The following is a 15,922-nucleotide window of genomic DNA, read 5'->3' on the forward strand; positions in this document are numbered from 1 at the left end:
CTGGGCCTCACTCCGGGTTTGGCCCTGGGCCTGGCGATGGCCCTGGTGGCGCCGGTCTGCCTCGAATTCCTGTCCGTGTACGTCATGGTCCGGACGGTAGAGGCCGAGACCCCCTTGGCACCCGACCCGAAAGTCAAGCAATGCCCCTGACGATGGTCAGGGTTGACATCACGTCACAACGACCGGCCACGTACCCTGCGCCCATGCCGGATCCCTCCCCGCTCGCCGTCCCCACCCGCTTCGACGGAGCCCCCGACCGTGTCGCGCTCGTTGTCCCGGGCGTCGGGTACACGCCCGCCAGGCCCCTCCTCCACTTCGCCCGCTCGGTGCTCCTCCGGCACCGCTGGACGGTCCAGGAGCTGTGGTGGCAACTCCCGGACGATTTCCGGGTGTTCGAGCCGGAGGACCGGACCGCCTGGGTCGAGCGGCAGGTCGCCGAGGCCGTCGACGCCGAGCGCGGCGCCTGCCGCCTGCTCGTCGGCAAGTCCCTGGCCTCCTTCGCCTGCGGCGTTGCCGCCGACCGCGGCCTCGCCGCAGCCTGGCTGACCCCCGTCCTGACCTCCGAGCCGGTCGCCCGCGCCCTCGCCCGCGCCGAAGCCCCGACCCTCCTCGTCGGCGGCGGCGCCGACAAGCTGTGGGACCGCCGGATCGCCGAATCGACCGGACACGAGGTCCTGGAAGTACCCGCCGCCGACCACGGTCTGGAGCTGCCGGACGACCCCCTGGGCTCGATCGACGTCCTGCGGCAGGTCACCTCCCGCCTGGACCGCTTCGTCGCCTCCCTGGCGACGAGGGAGTAGGGACGGAAGCCCTGCGGGGCAGAGACCGCCGTGGCCGGGCCGAGCCGCTGCTACCGGTGCGGCCGCACCGGCTTCGCAAGCCCGGCCGTCGGCCGCCGGGCGACCGGGGCTGTCCGCAGGGGAGCCTGTTCGTGTCGCATACCGGGATCCAAGGGGATTGGCCGCCGCGGGAGCCCGGCTTCGGCTCGGGCATGACCTGCCGGCGCCGACCGCGGGGACCGGCACCAGGCCAGGGAGCGGCCGCGCCCGGCCGCTTGAAGCATCACGTGGTCACCGCTGGCCGGGGCACACCGCCGGCCACCGCCACGACGTCTCCCGGCTGCTGCCGCTGCCGCTGCCGCACGCGATTCCGCGCATCCGCGGGAAGACGGTCGGCCGCGCCAACGGCCGTGGCGGTTGTTCCCCGACCGCGGCTACGACGTCGACAGGTATCACTGCCTGGTTTCGTGGAAGCGCGGCAGCGAGCCGGTCACCGCCCGCCGGTGCCACCGTCCGGCGCCGACGTGGCCAAGGGCGCCCGGGCGCCCGCTTACCGGGAGCCGGTCGGCTGTCCGGGCGCGACCACTGGCAGGTCTCGCTCCTCGGCTGCGTCGGCCAGGCGCTTGTCGTAGGTGACGAAGGCGGTGAGCGCGTGCTCGAGGTGCTCGGCGGTGGCGAGGTGGATGGCGTCGAGGGTGCGGAGGTGTCGGGTGGGGAACAGGCAGGCGGCCCTGAGGACGGGATCGGAGAGCCGGACGCGGAGAAGCCGGTCGAGCAGGTCCACCGACGCGTCCAGCAACTCCTGTGGTGCGCCGACCCGGATCAGCGCGCGCGGCACCTCGACCTGGGCCAGCGCGCTGGTCGCGTGGCCCTCGGAGCCGTGCGAGGAGAGGAACGTGCGCAGTGCGGTGGATTCGTCCTCAGGCACCAGAAGTTTGAGGATCGCGCATGAGCCGAGGTAGATCAATGGCCTTCCTCCTCCCGCATGGCGTGCAGGGCGTCGGCGGCCGACGCGAGCCCGGCGCCGGATTCGGGCAACGTCCAGTCGGCCAGGCCACGCGCGGTCGCGGCGTTCTCGGGGGCGATCGTGCCGTCTCGAACGAGGTCCTCCAGCACCCGCTGTTCCGGGTCGGGCGGCGCGAGGACGGCGATCAGCCGCCCGTTGCGGGTGATCTCCACGCGTTCGCCGGCCGCGACCCGGTCGATCAACTCGCTGGCGTGCTGCTGGAGCTGTCGGATGGGGACTCTGGCTGTCATACGACTCACGGTAGAGCCAGGCGTGCGGCGATCACGAGGAATGTGCGTCGACTTCACACGAACGAGTGCCGCCATGCCCCGGGAACCCGTGCCGGCGCCCGCCGATGGTGGTGGCGAGGGCGGCGGCCAGCAGGACGAGGGCGGACCAGGGCAGGGCGGCCGGCCCGGCGTGGTCGAGGAGGAGGCCGCCGGCCAGGCCGCCGACGGCGATGCCGAGGTTCCAGCAGGTGACGAGCAGCGACTGGGCGATGTCCCCGGCCGGGCCGGCCGCGTCGGCGACGGCGGTCTGGAGGAGGGTGGCGGCGCCGCCGAAGCCGAGGCCCCAGAGCGCGGCGGCGGCGTAGGCGGGCCGGCCGGTCGAGCCGAGCAGGGCGGCGGCGAGGAGCAGGGCCGCGGCCGCGAGGAGGACGGAGGCGGCGATGGTCAGGGGGCGCAGGTACCGGTCGATCAGGGCGCCGGTGCCGAGGATGCTCACCAGCGAGGACAGTCCGATGACGAGCAGGACGGTGTCCGTCCGGCCGTCGAGCCCCAGCGGCGCGAGCAGGGCGGCGACGTACGTGTAGAGAACGTTGTGGGCGAGCACGAAGGTCGCGGTGACGGCCAGGACGGTGGCCACGCCCGGTGTCCGCAGCACCCGTCGGACGGGGACGCGGGCCTGGTCGGCGCGGCCGGGCAGTGGCGGGAGCGCGAGCAGCATCCAGCCGGTCAGTGCCACGGCGATCACGCACATCAGCCCGAAGGTGACCCGCCAGCCCACCAGGCCGGCGAGCAGGGTGCCGGCGGGTACGCCCACCGACAGGGCGACGGTCGAGCCGGCCATGGCGACGGCCATCGCCCGTCCGCGCTGTTCCGGCGTGACGATGCCCCGGGCGTACCCGGCCAGTAGTGCCCAGAGCAGTCCCGCGACCAGGCCGGCCGCGAACCGGGCGGCCATGGTGAGCGGGTAGTCGGGTGAGACGGCGGTGACGGCGTTGGCCGCGGCGAAGCCGCCGACGGCGACCAGCAGCAGGCGCTTGCGCGGCAGGCGGCCGGTGACGGCGGTCAGCGGGATGGCGGCCGCGATCGAGCCGACGGCGTAGAGGGTGACGGACTGCCCGGCGGCGGACTGGCCGACGCCGAGGTCGGCGCTCATCGCGGGCAGTACTCCGGCGGGCAGGGCCTCGGTCATGATCGTGACGAATCCGGCGGTGCTCATGGCCAGCAGTGCGGGCCAGGGCAGCCTCGGTGCGGGGGCCACCGGCTGTGCGGGGGTGCGGAGTTCGGGAGTGGGCATGGGCCCGATCGTCTATCGTTGACATTCGTGTCAAGGTCCAGCCGGGATGGCGCCGGCCCGGGGTGAGGGTGGTCACACATGCGCATCGGCGAGCTCGCCCGGCGGGCGGAGACCACTCCGCGCCTGCTGCGCTACTACGAGCAGCAGGGGCTGATCACACCGCGCCGTGAGGCGAACGGCTACCGCGCGTACGACGAGTACCTCGTGGACCGGGTGCTGCAGATCCGCGGGCTGCTGGACGCGGGGCTGCCGACCCGGATCATCAAGCAGATCCTGCCCTGCCTGGACACCCTGGACGCCCCGCGGACGATCCACTTCGCCGACGCCACACCGGAGATGCTCGCCACCCTGGAGTCCGAGACGGACCGGATGACCCGCCGGATCCTGTGCCTGACGCGCAACCGGGACGCCATCCGGGAGTACCTGGACGTGGTCAAGGGCCTCTCCTGATCCACCACCCGGACTCGACGGCTTGACCTTGCCACGGGTGTCAGGGTTGGACGCTGCCGTCATGACCGACACGACCGACCTGAACGACGCCGTCGCCGCGACCGACACGACCGTCGCGACCGCCCCTGCGATCCACCACACCGCCTTCGGCGACGGCACCCCGATCGTCCTGATCCACGGCTACACCGTCGACCACCGCGTCCTGCTCCCGCTCGAACCCGCCTTCGCCGACCGCCCCGGCTGGCGGCGCCTCTACGTCGACCTCCCCGGCCACGGCGCCAGCCCCCGGCTGCCGGGCCCGACCTCGGCGGCCGCCCTGGCCGAGGCGCTCTCCGGGTGGATCGAGGCCCAGGTCGGCGGGCGGCCCTTCGCCGTGGTCGGGCAGTCCTTCGGCGGCCAGCTGGCCCGGGCGGTGACCGCGCGCTTCGGCGAGCAGGTGCTGGGCTCGGCGCTGCTGGTGCCGGTGGTGCGCTGGGGTGCCGACCGTGACCTGCCGGAGGAGTCCGTGGTCGAACGCGACGAGGACCTCCTCGCCCGTCTCCCGGCGGCCGACCGCGACCTGTTCCGGTACGTCATGGCCCGCCACACCGGCCCGAGTTGGGAGCTGTTCCAGCGGTACGTCCGGCCCGGCTGGGAGGCGCACGACCGGGCGGCCGCCGCCGAGCTCGAAGCCGACTTCCTGCTGCCGCACTGGCCCGAGCACCGGGCCGCGCGGCACCGCGGCCGCCACCTGCTGGTCACCACCCGGCAGGACGCCCTGGTCGGCTGGCGCGACCAGCTCGCCCTGCTCGACCACTACCCCCGGATGGCCGCCGCCGTCCTCGACGGCGTCGGCCACAACCCCCAGGTCGAGGCCGCCGATACCGTCCGCACCTTGGTCGGCCGCTGGCTCGACGCGCTCCCGCGCTGAGGGCCGGCGCCGGGAACGCCGACGGCCCTGGGAACGCTGACGGCCCCGCGACCGGTCGTACCGGTCGCGAGGCCGTCCACCGCCGCAGGAGTCCGGAGCTCGGAACCCGTGAACCGGCCCCCGGAGCCCCCGGAGCCACGGCTCAGCCGATGGAGCGGGGCAGGCGGGTGGTCAGGTACAGGATGGTGAAGGACCCGAGGAGCTGGATGCCCAGGCAGAGGGCGAGCGCGCGGTCCATGCCGAGGACGGGGGAGAGGGAGAGGTAGAGGGTGCCGAGGGTGGCGACGCCGAGCGCGAGGCTGGACTGCTGGCCGGTGGCGAGGACGCCGCTGCCGACGCCGGCCCGGGCGGCGGGCACCTTGGCGAGGACGACCCGGAACAGCGGGGTGCCGATCAGGCCCTGCCCGATGCCGGCGAGGGCGACGCCCGGGGCCATCCGCAGCGGGGAGAAGTGCGACCAGTCGGCCAGGACGGTCAGGGCGAGGGTGGCGAGGCCGGTGGCCTGGACGACGGCGCCCGCGCTGAGCACCCGGCTGCCCCAGCGGCCGATCAGCCGCGGGCCGGCGAGCGAGGCGGAGAAGTAGCCGACGGCCATCGGGACGAGCGCCCAGCCGGCCGCGACCGGGCCGAGCCTGAGGCCCTGCTGGAGGGCGACCGCGATGACGAACATGAAGCCGCCGAAGCCCGCGAAGTAGGGGAGCGCGATGCCGAGGCCGCGCCGCATCTCCGGGATGCGCAGCAGGGACGGCGGCACCAGCGGGGTGTCCCCGCGCCGCTCGGCGCGCCGCTCGACGACACCGAAGGCGACGGCGAAGACGGGGAACAGCGCCAGCAGCACCCAGGACCAGAGCGGCCAGCCGGCGGCCCGGCCCTCCATCAGCGGGACGAGCAGGGAGAGCAGCGTGGCGGTGAGCAGGACGGTGCCGGGGACGTCGACCCGGGCGGCCGTGGTGGACCGGCTCTCCGGGACGTAGCGGACCGCGAGCACCACGGCGAGCAGCGCGAACGGCACGTTCAGCAGGAACACCGAGCGCCAGCCGGTGCCGAACAGGTCGGCGGCGACCAGCATCCCGCCGAGCACCTGCCCGATCACCACCGAGATCCCGCCGACGGCGCCGTAGACGCTGAGCGCGCGGCCGCGCCGGGCGCCCTCGGTGGCGGCGGTGATGGTGCCGAGCACCTGCGGGATCAGCAGCGCGGCCGAGGCGCCCTGGGCGGCCCGGGCGGCGACCAGGGACCACGCGCCGGGGGCGAGGCCGCAGGCCAGCGAGGTGAGGGCGAAGGCGACGGCGCCGATGACGAAGAGCCGGCGGCGGCCGTAGCTGTCGCCGAGGCGCCCGCCGAGGACGAGCAGGACGGCGAAGGCGATGCCGTAGCCGGCGGCGACCAGTTCCAGGACGGCGGGTCCGGCGGCCAGGTCGTGGTCGATGGTGGGCAGGGCGACGTTGACGATGAAGAAGTCGAGCATCGGCAGGAAGGCGCCGAGCAGGACGGTGACCAGTCCGGCGGTGCCGAGGGTGGCGGCGGGACCGGTGGAGCCGGTGGCGGGACCGGCGGGACCGGTGGAGCCGGCCGGCCCGGTGCCGGAGGTACGGGCGGCCGCGGTGCCCGGGGTGGTGGCGGCGCGGCTCGATGCGGGGGCGACGGTGAGTGGTTGGGTCACGGGTCCTACGATCCGCCGCGCCGTACCCTGGTACCAGAGTGTGGTTATCCAGGTATAAGAAGTACCTGGCAACAGGCTTACGGCTGGCGCATGCTGGGGAGCATGAGCCTGATGACCCCCGCCGCGCAAGACGCCGCGCACAGCGCCGCACAGCGCCGGAGCGCCCCCGGCGACGCCCGTCGGCACGAGCTGGCCGCGTTCCTGCGCAGCCGCCGCGAGCGCCTCGGGCCCGAGCAGGTGGGCCTGCCGATGACCGGCCGCCGCCGGACACCGGGGCTGCGCCGGGAGGAGGTCGCCCAGCTCGCCGCGGTCGGGGTGACCTGGTACACGTGGCTGGAGCAGGCGCGGGACATCCAGGTGTCCGCCCAGGTGCTGGACGCGGTGGCCCGGGCGCTGCTGCTGGACCCGAGCGAGCGCGCCCACCTGTTCACCCTGGCCGGCACGGACGACCCGGCGCCGGTGAAGGAGTGCCCCTCGGTGACCCCGAGCGTGCGGCTGCTGCTGGAGCGGCTGGCGCCGTACCCCGCCGTGGTGCTCAACTCCCGCTACCAGGTGCTGGCGTACAACGCCCAGTACACCGCGGTCGTCGGCGACCTCGACCGGATGGCTCCCGAGGACCGGAACCTGATGTGGATGGCGTTCACGCCCTCGCAGTTCCGCGAGGTGCTGATCGACTACCGCACCGAGCGCCTCGGCATGGTGGCCCGGTTCCGCTCGGCGATGGCCGACCACAGCTCGGAGCCGGCCTGGAAGGCGCTGCTGGCCCGGCTGCTCAAGGCCTCTCCGGACTTCGCGGAGGTCTGGCAGCGGCACGACGTGATGCGGCCGGGCAACGGGATCAAGCGCTTCCAGGTGCCGGACGTCGGGCTGCTGCGCTGCGAGTACACCAACTTCTGGCTCAGCCCGCAGCTGGGGACACGGATGATCACGTACACCCCGCTGGACGACGAGACCCGCGCGCTGATGGACCGCCTGCCCACCGGGGCCTAGGGAGTTCCTCGGGCTCGCGTCGGACGGGCGGCGTCGACGTGCCTCAGCCCCGTACCGCCGCGTCCCGCCCGAGCCGCAGGCACACCACGGCGAGCGGCAGTTCTATGCAGGAGGCCATGACCAGCGCGGCGAGCACCGCGTGGCCCGGCCCGGCGCAGGCGATGTCGGCCAGCGCGTCCCCGGTGAGCAGCAGGGCCACCGCGGCGCCCGCCCACAGCGCGGCGGGGCTGCGGCGGCGCAGCAGCGCGTCCAGCGAGAGCAGGGCGGCGAACTCGGTGAGGTCGAGCACGACCCACGGGGTCTCGTGGCAGACGGCGAGGACCGCCAGCCAGGGCAGCAGCGCGACCGCGGCCAGGACCGGGACCTGGGCGAAGCGCGCGGGCAGGACGGACGAACGGGCGGGGCCGAGGGCAAGGGCGAAGGTGCCGCTCACGCCGCACCCCGGCCGCGCTCCCGGACCCGCTCCAGCGGCAGCCGCTCGGCGGCCCCGCCCGCCGTGTGCTCGACCCGCACCGCGTCGAACGGCCCCTCGGCCCAGGCGACCCAGAACCGGTCGGCCACCGTGACCGCCTCGGCCGTCGAGCACACCCGGCGGAACGGCCGCCGCCCGGTGAACACCACCGCGGGCGCCGTGCCGTCGGCCGCCAGCCGGCCCCAGGCCAGCACGTGCCGGCTCCGCCCGGCGGACGGGCAGTGCCGGGCCCCGCGCAGCAGGTGCGGGGTGAGCCGGGCGGCGACCAGGACGTCGGCCAACTCCCCGTACTGGTACAGCTCCAGTGCGGCGCGGCCGCGGCCGGACGCGACGCAGCGGACCGACCAGGGGCCGGCTCCGGCGGGCAGCGCGCCCTCCGGCAGCTCCCCTTCCTGCAGCGTCTCCTCCGGCAGGGCTCCTGCCGGCAGCGCCCGCTCCGGCAGCGCCCCCTGGGCCGCCGCCGCTCCGGCGGCACTCCCGGGGCCGGGCCGCCCGTGCGGCGGAGTGGCGGAGTGCGATGCAGTGCTCGTCATGCCCTCAAGCCTTCCGCCCGGACCCCCCTCCTGTCGGTGGTGCTCCACACCGAATCGGGGGTGTAGCTAGCTACACCCCCATCGGGAACCCCCCTTCATGGCGGCTCGTGATCACCGGGCCCTACGCTGTCGGCCATGCCCTCCACCACGTTGCGCCGAGCGTTCGTCAGGAGCCTCCGGCGCCCCCCGTGGTCGCCCGAGGTCTGGCGGGACGTCCGCTTCACCGCCGCCGGGATACCCGTGGCGCTGCCGGTCTGGCTGGCCGTCACCGAGTCGAAGCTGCTCTTCCCGGTGCTCGCCGCCGTCCTGCTCTGCACCCACCCGCTGACCGCCGTCCAGCGCGGCCGGCTGCGCGCCCTGTACGGGGTGGAGGTGCCGCGGCTGCGCCCGCCGACGGGGCGCCGGGTCTGGCTGCTCGGGGTGACCTGGCGCCAGGTCCTCCACCACCTGGTGGCCGGCCCGCTGCTGGCGGCGGGCGCGCTGGTGGTGCTGTACGCCTGGGCGGCCGCCGTGGTGCTGGCCACCGTGTACGGCTGGATCTGGCTGCTGCCCGCCGGCACCGCGCTGCGCACCGGCCTGGCCGGGGAGGACGTCCTGCTCACCCTCGGCGGGGTGCTGCTGCTGGCGGTGCTCCCGCTGTCGGGCACCCAGCTGGCCCGGCTGGAGGTGTGGGTGGCCCGGCGGCTGCTCGGCCCGGACCGGGCGGAGGCGCTGGAGCGGCGGGTCGAGGAGATCGCCGAGAGCCGGGCCGGCCTGGTCGACGCGGTGGACGCCGAGCGCCGCCGGATCGAGCGCGACCTGCACGACGGCGCCCAGCAGCGGCTCACCTCCCTCGCGATGAACCTGGGCCTGGCCCGGCGCACCCTCAAGGACGTGCCGCCCGAGGTGATGCAGGTGATCATCGACGCGCACGAGGAGGCCCAGGCGGCCATCGACGAGCTGCGCGACCTGGTCCGCGGCCTGCACCCCGCCGTCCTGGAGGACCGCGGCCTGGACGCGGCGCTGTCCGGCATCGCCGCCCGCGCCCCGCTGCCGGTGCACCTGGACGTCGACCTCTCCGAGCAGATCGCCCCGACCGTCGAGGCGGTCGCCTACTTCACCGTCTCCGAGGCGCTCACCAACGTGGCCAAGCACGCCAGGGCCCGCCGGGTCGACCTCTCGGTGCGGACGACCGGCGGCCGGCTGCGCCTGGTCATCAGCGACGACGGCGTGGGCGGCGCGGACGCCTCGCGCGGCACCGGGCTCACCGGTCTGCGCAAGCGCGCCGCCTCGGTCGACGGCACGATGTCCGTTCTCAGCCCCCTCGGGGGCCCCACCACCATCACCGTGGAGTTGCCGTGCGCGCTGTGATCGCCGAGGACTCGGTCCTGCTGAGGGTCGGCCTGGTCAAGGTCCTGGAGGCGGTGGGCTTCGAGGTCGTGGCCGCCGTCGGGGACGCCACCGAACTGCTGGCCGCCGTCGAGGAGCACCGCCCGAAGGTGGTGGTGGCCGACGTCCGGATGCCCCCGGGCTTCAGCGACGAGGGGGTGAAGGCGGCGATGGTGATCCGCCGGCAGTGGCCGGACACCGCCGTCCTGCTGCTCTCCCAGTACGTGGAGGAGCGCTACGCCGCGGACCTGCTGGCGACCAACACCAGCGGCGTCGGCTACCTGCTCAAGCAGCGGGTCGCCAACGTCGACGACTTCGTGGACGCGCTCCAGCGGGTCGCCGAGGGCGGCACCGCGCTGGACCCGGAGGTGGTCGCCCAGCTGCTGGTGCGCCGCCGGCACCGGGACCCGGTGGAGAAGCTGACCCCGCGCGAGCGCGACGTGCTCGCCCTGATGGCGGAGGGCCGCTCCAACGCGGCGATCGCCGGCTCGCTGGTGGTCAGCGACAGCGCGGTGGCCAAGCACATCAACTCGATCTTCACCAAGCTCGAACTGCCGCAGGCCGAGGACAGCCACCGCCGGGTGATGGCGGTGCTGCGCTTCCTGGAGGTCGGGTAGCGGTGAAGGGGGTGAAGGGCTGGCGGGCCACCGGGACGCTCGTGATCGTCCTGGTCATGATCGGTGCCGGGCTGCAGACCTGGTCGATGGCGGTGCAGCAGCGCACCAGCAGCAGTCGGCCGTACGACGAGGAGATCCACCGGGTCCAGCTGGAGACCGGCCCCGCGTCGGTCCGGGTGCGGGCCGGACGGGAGGGCCACGTGGTGGTCCGGCAGAGCCTGGACTGGCTGGTGCGCAAGCCGGTGGTGTCCGCCGTCTTCGACAAGGGCGTGCTCACGGTCGGGATGCACTGCCGGCTGATCCTGCCGTTCGTGGACCTCGGCTGCGGTGCCGAGATCGAGCTGGAGGTGCCGGCCGCGACCGAGGTGTCCGGCTCGGTGACCTCCGGCTCCGTCCAGGTGGAGGGCCTGAGCGGGGACGTGAGGCTGGACCTGACCTCCGGCCAGCTGCTGCTGTCCGACACCTCCGGGAACGTGACCGTGCACGCCACCTCCGGTCTGGTGCAGGGCACCAACCTGAGCGCCCCGCGGTTGACGGCGCAGCTCACCTCGGGCTCGGTGCAGCTGAGCTTCGCGAGGGCTCCGCGCGAGGTGGACGCCACGGCCACCTCCGGCTCGGTGGAGATGAGCCTGCCGAAGGACAGCCGGTACGCCGTCTCCAGCGAGGTCGGCAGCGGCAACGGCCGGATCGACCCGGGGCTGGCGGACTCGGCGAGCCCGAACCGGGTGCACGCCGCGGTCACCTCCGGGTCGATCTCCATCGCTCCGGCGCCGGCCTCGTCGGCGCCCACCGCCCCGGCGGCTCCGTCGGCCTCGTCGGCCCCGTAGCGGAGGCGGCCCGTTCCGGAGGCGTCCGGCAGAGGAGGTGGCCGGTAGCGGAGGTAGCCGGTAAGGGGAGGCGGCCGGTGGCCGAGGCGCCCCGTACCGGGGGAGCCCCGGCGCGGGCGGAGGCCGCTCACCCGGGTGGGGGACAATGGAGAGTCCCGTCCCCACCACCCGAGGTCAGCCGCGCATGACAGTCACGCCCGCACCCACCGCGTCCGGCACCGCGTCCGGCACCGAGTTCGCGCCGCTCGACATCGGCCCGATCCAGGTGTGGCCGCCCGTCGTGCTGGCGCCGATGGCCGGCATCACCAACGCGCCGTTCCGCACCCTGTGCCGCGAGCAGAGCGGCGGCAAGGGGCTGTACGTCTCGGAGATGATCACCACCCGGGCGCTGGTCGAGCGCAACGCCAAGACCATGCAGCTGATCAAGTTCGACCCGAGCGAGAAGCCGCGCTCCATCCAGCTGTACGGGGTGGACCCGGTGACCGTCGGCAAGGCCGCCCGGATGATCTCCGAGGAGGGCCTGGCCGACCACATCGACCTCAACTTCGGCTGCCCCGTCCCCAAGGTCACCCGCAAGGGCGGCGGCTCGGCGCTGCCGTACAAGCGCAACCTGCTGCGCGAGATCCTGCGCGAGGCCGTCGCCAACGCGGGCGACCTGCCGGTGACCATGAAGATGCGCAAGGGCATCGACGACGACCACCTCACCTACCTGGACGCCGGCCGGATCGGCGCCGAGGAGGGGGTGGCCGCGATCGCCCTGCACGGGCGCACCGCCGCCCAGCACTACGGCGGCACGGCCGACTGGTCGGCGATCGCCCGGTTGCGCGAGTCCGTCCCGGCGCACATCCCGGTGCTGGGCAACGGGGACATCTGGTCGGCCGACGACGCGCTGCGGATGATGCGCGAGACCGGCTGCGACGGCGTGGTGGTGGGCCGCGGCTGCCTGGGCCGGCCGTGGCTGTTCAAGGACCTGGTCGCGATCTTCGAGGGCGACGTGGACTACGCCCGCCCCGACTTCGGCTACGTGGCCGCGGCGATGGTGCGGCACGCGCAGCTGCTCGGCGAGTGGCTGGGCGACGAGGCGCGCGGCGTGATCGACTTCCGCAAGCACGTGGCCTGGTACACCAAGGGCTTCTCGGTCGGCTCCGAGCTGCGGGTGCGGCTGGCCGGCTCCTCCTCGTTGGCCGAACTGGCCGAAACCCTCGCCCAGGTGGAGCAGTCCCAGGGCTGGCCGGACGGTGCGGACGGCCCGCGCGGGCGGACCAGCGGCAACAACCGGGTGGTCCTGCCGGAGGGCTGGTTGGACGATCCGTACGACTGCGCCCGCCCGGGTGCGGACGCCGAATCGGACACCTCCGGCGGATGATCTGTACGACCTGGCGAAAATGACCCGTTCGGGTCGATGGCCACCCGGTCCCAGCCCTCTTGTCCATCCTGGACAAGAGGGCTCCTTTTCGGCGTCCGATCATCACGGAGCGGGCACGTTTCTGGACACAGTGCGACGATCGGCGCAGGCGCTCTACGTTCGACCGGTGAGACGCTCTGGTGACGCTTGCCACACGCGGTGGGGGCTGACGGCCGGTCAGTGGACGAAATGGACAGGTCGGCTGTGAATCGCTTCCCGAAGTCGGTCGACCGGTGATCGGGCGATCCGGGTGCAGGAAATCAAGCCGGGGCAACGCCATGGACCCGCGGTCGCTACGGTGCGTCCGGATCGCACGATCTTCGCGGGTGCATACCTTCAAGAGTTGAATGCTTGCTCGCGTCAGGCGGACGATTTCACCAACAGAGGTGAACGCCTTTATGTGCTTTCGATCTAGCGGGTTACCGCTGGGTACCAGCCTCGGGTGGCCTATTCAGGGCAGAGAAGTGCCTTCGAAATGGGTATGTTCTCCGGCGTCAGGGCAACCGCGTACGAGGAGACCGACCCGTGCCGTCCCAGCAGAAGTTTGTTTACTCCTTCACCGAAGGAAACAAGGACCTCAAGGATCTTCTTGGCGGCAAGGGCGCGAACCTGGCCGAGATGACCAACCTGGGCCTCCCCGTCCCTCCGGGGTTCACCATCACCACCGAGGCCTGCAAGGTCTTCCTGGAGACCGGCAGCGAGCCGTCCTCCCTGCACGAGGAGATCAGCGCCCACCTGGACGCCCTCGAGCAGGAGATGGGCAAGAAGCTCGGCCAGGCCGACAACCCCCTCCTGGTCTCGGTCCGCTCCGGCGCGAAGTTCTCCATGCCCGGCATGATGGACACCGTCCTCAACATCGGTCTCTCCGACGCCTCGGTGGCCGGCCTCGTCGCCCAGTCCGGCAACGAGCGCTTCGCCTGGGACTCCTACCGCCGCCTGGTCCAGATGTTCGGCAAGACCGTGCTGGGCGTCGACGGCGAGCTGTTCGAGGAGGCCCTGGACGAGGCCAAGCACGCCAAGGGCACCGTCAACGACCTGGACCTGGACGCCGCCGACCTCAAGACGCTGGTCGAGGTGTTCAAGGGCATCGTCGAGCGCGAGACCGGCCGGGCCTTCCCGCAGGACCCGCGCGAGCAGATGGACCTCGCCATCCACGCCGTCTTCCACTCCTGGAACGGCGACCGCGCCCGGCTGTACCGCCGCCAGGAGCGCATCCCGAACGACCTGGGCACCGCGGTCAACGTCTGCAGCATGGTCTTCGGCAACCTCGGCGAGGACTCCGGCACCGGCGTCGCCTTCACCCGCGACCCCTCCACCGGCACCCAGGGCGTCTACGGCGACTACCTGTCCAACGCCCAGGGCGAGGACGTCGTCGCCGGCATCCGCAACACGCTGCAGCTGTCCGAGCTGGAGAAGCTCGACAAGAAGTCGTACGACGAGCTGATGGCGATCATGCAGACGCTCGAGAACCACTACCGCGACCTCTGCGACATCGAGTTCACCATCGAGCGCGGCAAGCTCTGGATGCTCCAGACCCGGGTCGGCAAGCGCACCGCCGCGGCCGCCTTCCGGATCGCCGTCCAGCTGGTCGACCAGGGCCTGATCGACCTGGACGAGGCCCTGATGCGGGTCACCGGCGGCCAGCTCTCGCAGCTGATGTTCCCGCGCTTCGCCCCCGACTCCGAGTCGAAGCAGATCGCCAGGGGCCTCGCCGCCTCGCCCGGCGCCGCGATCGGCAAGATCGTCTTCGACTCCTACACCGCGGTGAAGTGGTCGCGCTCCGGCGAGAAGGTCATCCTGGTCCGCCGCGAGACCAACCCGGACGACCTGGACGGCATGATCGCCGCCGAGGGCATCCTCACCTCGCGCGGCGGCAAGACCTCGCACGCCGCCGTCGTCGCCCGCGGCATGGGCAAGACCTGCGTCTGCGGCGCCGAGGAGCTGGAGGTCGACACCAAGCGCCGCCGGATGACCACCGCCGACGGCCTGGTGCTGGAGGAGGGCGACGTCGTCTCGATCGACGGCGCGACCGGCAAGGTCTACCTCGGCGAGGTACCCGTGCTCCCCTCCGCGGTGGTGGAGTACTTCGAGGGCACCCTGCACGCCGGCGCCGACGTCCAGGGCGGCCTCGTCCAGGCCGTGCACCGGCTGATGTCGCACGCCGACGGCCGCCGCCGCCTCGCGGTGCGCGCCAACGCCGACAACGCCGAGGACGGCGGGCGCGCCCGCCGCTACGGCGCCCAGGGCATCGGCCTGTGCCGCACCGAGCACATGTTCCTCGGCGAGGAGCGCCGCAAGGAGGTCGAGCACCTGATCCTGGCGGACAACGACAAGGACCGCGAGCTCGCCCTCTCCACCCTGCTGCCGCTGCAGAAGGGCGACTTCCTGGAGCTCTTCCAGGCGATGGACGGCCTGCCGGTCACCGTCCGGCTGCTCGACCCGCCGCTGCACGAGTTCCTGCCGGACATCACCGAGCTGTCGGTGCGCGTCGCCCTCGCCGAGGCCCGCAAGGACCCGAACGAGAACGACCTGCGCCTGCTCCAGGCGGTGCACAAGCTGCACGAGCAGAACCCGATGCTCGGCCTGCGCGGCGTCCGCCTCGGCCTGGTCATCCCCGGCCTGTTCGGCATGCAGGTCCGGGCCATCGCCGAGGCCGCCGCCGAGCGCCGGCTGGCCGGCGGGGACCCGCGCCCCGAGGTGATGATCCCGCTGGTCGGCACCGTCCAGGAGCTGGAGCTGGTCCGCGACGAGTGCGAGCGGGTGCTCGCCGAGGTCGCCCGGACCACCGGCGTCAAGCTGGACATCAAGCTCGGCACCATGATCGAGCTGCCGCGCGCCGCGGTGACCGCCGGGCAGATCGCCGAGGCCGCCGAGTTCTTCTCCTTCGGCACCAACGACCTGACCCAGACGGTCTGGGGCTTCTCCCGGGACGACGTGGAGGCCTCGTTCTTCACCGCCTACCTGGAGAAGGGCATCTTCGGGGTCTCCCCGTTCGAGACCATCGACCGCGACGGCGTCGGCTCGCTGGTCAAGCACGCCGTCGAGGCCGGCCGGGCCACCCGCCCCGACCTCAAGCTCGGCGTCTGCGGCGAGCATGGCGGCGACCCGGACTCGGTCCACTTCTTCCACGAGGTGGGGCTGGACTACGTCTCCTGCTCCCCCTTCCGGATCCCGGTGGCGCGCCTGGAGGCAGGCCGCGCCGCCATCGAGACGGCGGGCAGCGACTCGCGCTGAGGAGGGTAGGCATCCCCACCTCACGCGCGGGCACGACTGACCGCTTCCCCTCCCGTCGGGAGGGCGTACACCGGAGCTCGGCGCAGGAGAACCGGCGTACGTGACACGGCCGGGCGGGAACGGACAACGGCGTCCGTTCCCGCC

The 15,922-nt window shown here is 73.3% G+C and carries 15 protein-coding genes; 9 read left to right on the forward strand and 6 right to left on the reverse strand.

The genetic code is table 11. The annotated features are described in order from the left end of the window. The first annotated feature begins 203 nt into the window (after nucleotides 1-203). Entirely contained in the window at nucleotides 204-800 is a 597-nt protein-coding gene (locus ACFRQN_RS12675) for an alpha/beta hydrolase (protein WP_380740161.1), read from the forward strand. Nucleotides 801-1,329: 529 nt separating this feature from the next. Here ACFRQN_RS12675 and ACFRQN_RS12680 read toward each other — a convergent pair. From ACFRQN_RS12680 to ACFRQN_RS12690, 3 genes are read right to left on the reverse strand one after another with little or no spacing between them, the layout of a single operon-like run. Beyond that, entirely contained in the window at nucleotides 1,330-1,746 is a 417-nt protein-coding gene (locus ACFRQN_RS12680; RefSeq protein ID WP_380740163.1) for a type II toxin-antitoxin system VapC family toxin, read from the reverse strand. Further along, a complete protein-coding gene (locus ACFRQN_RS12685; protein ID WP_063780313.1) occupies nucleotides 1,743-2,036 on the reverse strand; it encodes a type II toxin-antitoxin system Phd/YefM family antitoxin in 294 nt (97 codons plus the stop codon). Before ACFRQN_RS12685 ends, ACFRQN_RS12680 begins: the two co-directional genes overlap by 4 nt. 31 nt (nucleotides 2,037-2,067) lie before the next feature. After that, entirely contained in the window at nucleotides 2,068-3,309 is a 1,242-nt protein-coding gene (locus ACFRQN_RS12690) for an MFS transporter (protein WP_380740165.1), read from the reverse strand. 78 nt (nucleotides 3,310-3,387) lie between these two features. Between ACFRQN_RS12690 and ACFRQN_RS12695 the strand changes: the two genes are divergently transcribed. Together ACFRQN_RS12695 and ACFRQN_RS12700 are read left to right on the forward strand one after the other, a co-directional pair. After that, nucleotides 3,388-3,759 carry a MerR family transcriptional regulator gene (locus tag ACFRQN_RS12695; RefSeq protein WP_117487704.1) on the forward strand — a complete coding sequence of 124 codons (372 nt, stop codon included), beginning with the start codon at nucleotides 3,388-3,390 and terminating at the stop codon, nucleotides 3,757-3,759. 61 nt (nucleotides 3,760-3,820) lie between these two features. After that, entirely contained in the window at nucleotides 3,821-4,669 is an 849-nt protein-coding gene (locus ACFRQN_RS12700) for an alpha/beta fold hydrolase (protein WP_380740168.1), read from the forward strand. 142 nt (nucleotides 4,670-4,811) lie between these two features. Here the strand turns inward: ACFRQN_RS12700 and ACFRQN_RS12705 are convergent, their stop codons facing one another. After that, entirely contained in the window at nucleotides 4,812-6,332 is a 1,521-nt protein-coding gene (locus ACFRQN_RS12705; protein WP_369808341.1) for an MFS transporter, read from the reverse strand. 111 nt (nucleotides 6,333-6,443) lie between these two features. Between ACFRQN_RS12705 and ACFRQN_RS12710 the strand changes: the two genes are divergently transcribed. After that, the gene (locus tag ACFRQN_RS12710; RefSeq protein ID WP_049657061.1) at nucleotides 6,444-7,322 is read left to right on the forward strand and encodes a helix-turn-helix transcriptional regulator; all 879 of its coding nucleotides are present in this window, start codon (nucleotides 6,444-6,446) and stop codon (nucleotides 7,320-7,322) included. Between the two features lie 43 nt (nucleotides 7,323-7,365). Here ACFRQN_RS12710 and ACFRQN_RS12715 read toward each other — a convergent pair whose 3' ends face one another. Both ACFRQN_RS12715 and ACFRQN_RS12720 read right to left on the reverse strand, forming a co-directional pair. Further along, complete coding sequence (locus ACFRQN_RS12715; RefSeq protein ID WP_049657058.1) at nucleotides 7,366-7,755, reverse strand: hypothetical protein; 390 nt, start codon at nucleotides 7,753-7,755, stop codon at nucleotides 7,366-7,368. After that, nucleotides 7,752-8,327 (reverse strand): hypothetical protein, encoded by a 576-nt coding sequence (locus tag ACFRQN_RS12720; RefSeq protein WP_380740170.1) that lies wholly within the window; start codon nucleotides 8,325-8,327, stop codon nucleotides 7,752-7,754. The genes ACFRQN_RS12715 and ACFRQN_RS12720 overlap by 4 nt, the downstream gene beginning before the upstream one ends. A gap of 135 nt (nucleotides 8,328-8,462) precedes the next feature. Here ACFRQN_RS12720 and ACFRQN_RS12725 point away from each other — a divergent pair, with 135 nt between their 5' ends. The 5 genes from ACFRQN_RS12725 to ppdK all read left to right on the forward strand — a co-directional run bounded on the left by ACFRQN_RS12725 (nucleotide 8,463) and on the right by ppdK (nucleotide 15,778). Beyond that, nucleotides 8,463-9,677 carry a histidine kinase gene (locus ACFRQN_RS12725; protein ID WP_380740172.1) on the forward strand — a complete coding sequence of 405 codons (1,215 nt, stop codon included), beginning with the start codon at nucleotides 8,463-8,465 and terminating at the stop codon, nucleotides 9,675-9,677. Beyond that, nucleotides 9,665-10,312 carry a response regulator transcription factor gene (locus ACFRQN_RS12730; protein ID WP_074000749.1) on the forward strand — a complete coding sequence of 216 codons (648 nt, stop codon included), beginning with the start codon at nucleotides 9,665-9,667 and terminating at the stop codon, nucleotides 10,310-10,312. The genes ACFRQN_RS12725 and ACFRQN_RS12730 overlap by 13 nt, the downstream gene beginning before the upstream one ends. A gap of 2 nt (nucleotides 10,313-10,314) precedes the next feature. Further along, nucleotides 10,315-11,139, forward strand: coding sequence for a DUF4097 family beta strand repeat-containing protein (locus tag ACFRQN_RS12735; RefSeq protein ID WP_380740174.1), 825 nt, complete (start codon nucleotides 10,315-10,317; stop codon nucleotides 11,137-11,139). 184 nt (nucleotides 11,140-11,323) lie between these two features. Then, complete coding sequence (dusB, locus tag ACFRQN_RS12740) at nucleotides 11,324-12,505, forward strand: tRNA dihydrouridine synthase DusB (RefSeq protein ID WP_049650222.1); 1,182 nt, start codon at nucleotides 11,324-11,326, stop codon at nucleotides 12,503-12,505. A 564-nt stretch (nucleotides 12,506-13,069) separates the two neighbouring features. Continuing rightward, nucleotides 13,070-15,778 (forward strand): pyruvate, phosphate dikinase, encoded by a 2,709-nt coding sequence (gene ppdK / locus ACFRQN_RS12745; protein WP_074000751.1) that lies wholly within the window; start codon nucleotides 13,070-13,072, stop codon nucleotides 15,776-15,778. Nucleotides 15,779-15,922 lie beyond the last annotated feature (144 nt).

The organism is Kitasatospora sp. NPDC056800, assembly GCF_042789775.1.
GTDB lineage: Bacteria > Actinomycetota > Actinomycetes > Streptomycetales > Streptomycetaceae > Kitasatospora.

Coding starts and splice junctions, on each gene's coding strand:
- ACFRQN_RS12675 (WP_380740161.1), top strand. CDS start 204: ATGCCGGATCCCTCCCCGCTCGCCGTCCCCACCCGCTTCGACGGAGCC.
- ACFRQN_RS12685 (WP_063780313.1), bottom strand. CDS start 2,036: ATGACAGCCAGAGTCCCCATCCGACAGCTCCAGCAGCACGCCAGCGAG.
- ACFRQN_RS12690 (WP_380740165.1), bottom strand. CDS start 3,309: ATGCCCACTCCCGAACTCCGCACCCCCGCACAGCCGGTGGCCCCCGCA.
- ACFRQN_RS12695 (WP_117487704.1), top strand. CDS start 3,388: ATGCGCATCGGCGAGCTCGCCCGGCGGGCGGAGACCACTCCGCGCCTG.
- ACFRQN_RS12700 (WP_380740168.1), top strand. CDS start 3,821: ATGACCGACACGACCGACCTGAACGACGCCGTCGCCGCGACCGACACG.
- ACFRQN_RS12710 (WP_049657061.1), top strand. CDS start 6,444: ATGACCCCCGCCGCGCAAGACGCCGCGCACAGCGCCGCACAGCGCCGG.
- ACFRQN_RS12720 (WP_380740170.1), bottom strand. CDS start 8,327: ATGACGAGCACTGCATCGCACTCCGCCACTCCGCCGCACGGGCGGCCC.
- ACFRQN_RS12725 (WP_380740172.1), top strand. CDS start 8,463: ATGCCCTCCACCACGTTGCGCCGAGCGTTCGTCAGGAGCCTCCGGCGC.
- dusB (WP_049650222.1), top strand. CDS start 11,324: ATGACAGTCACGCCCGCACCCACCGCGTCCGGCACCGCGTCCGGCACC.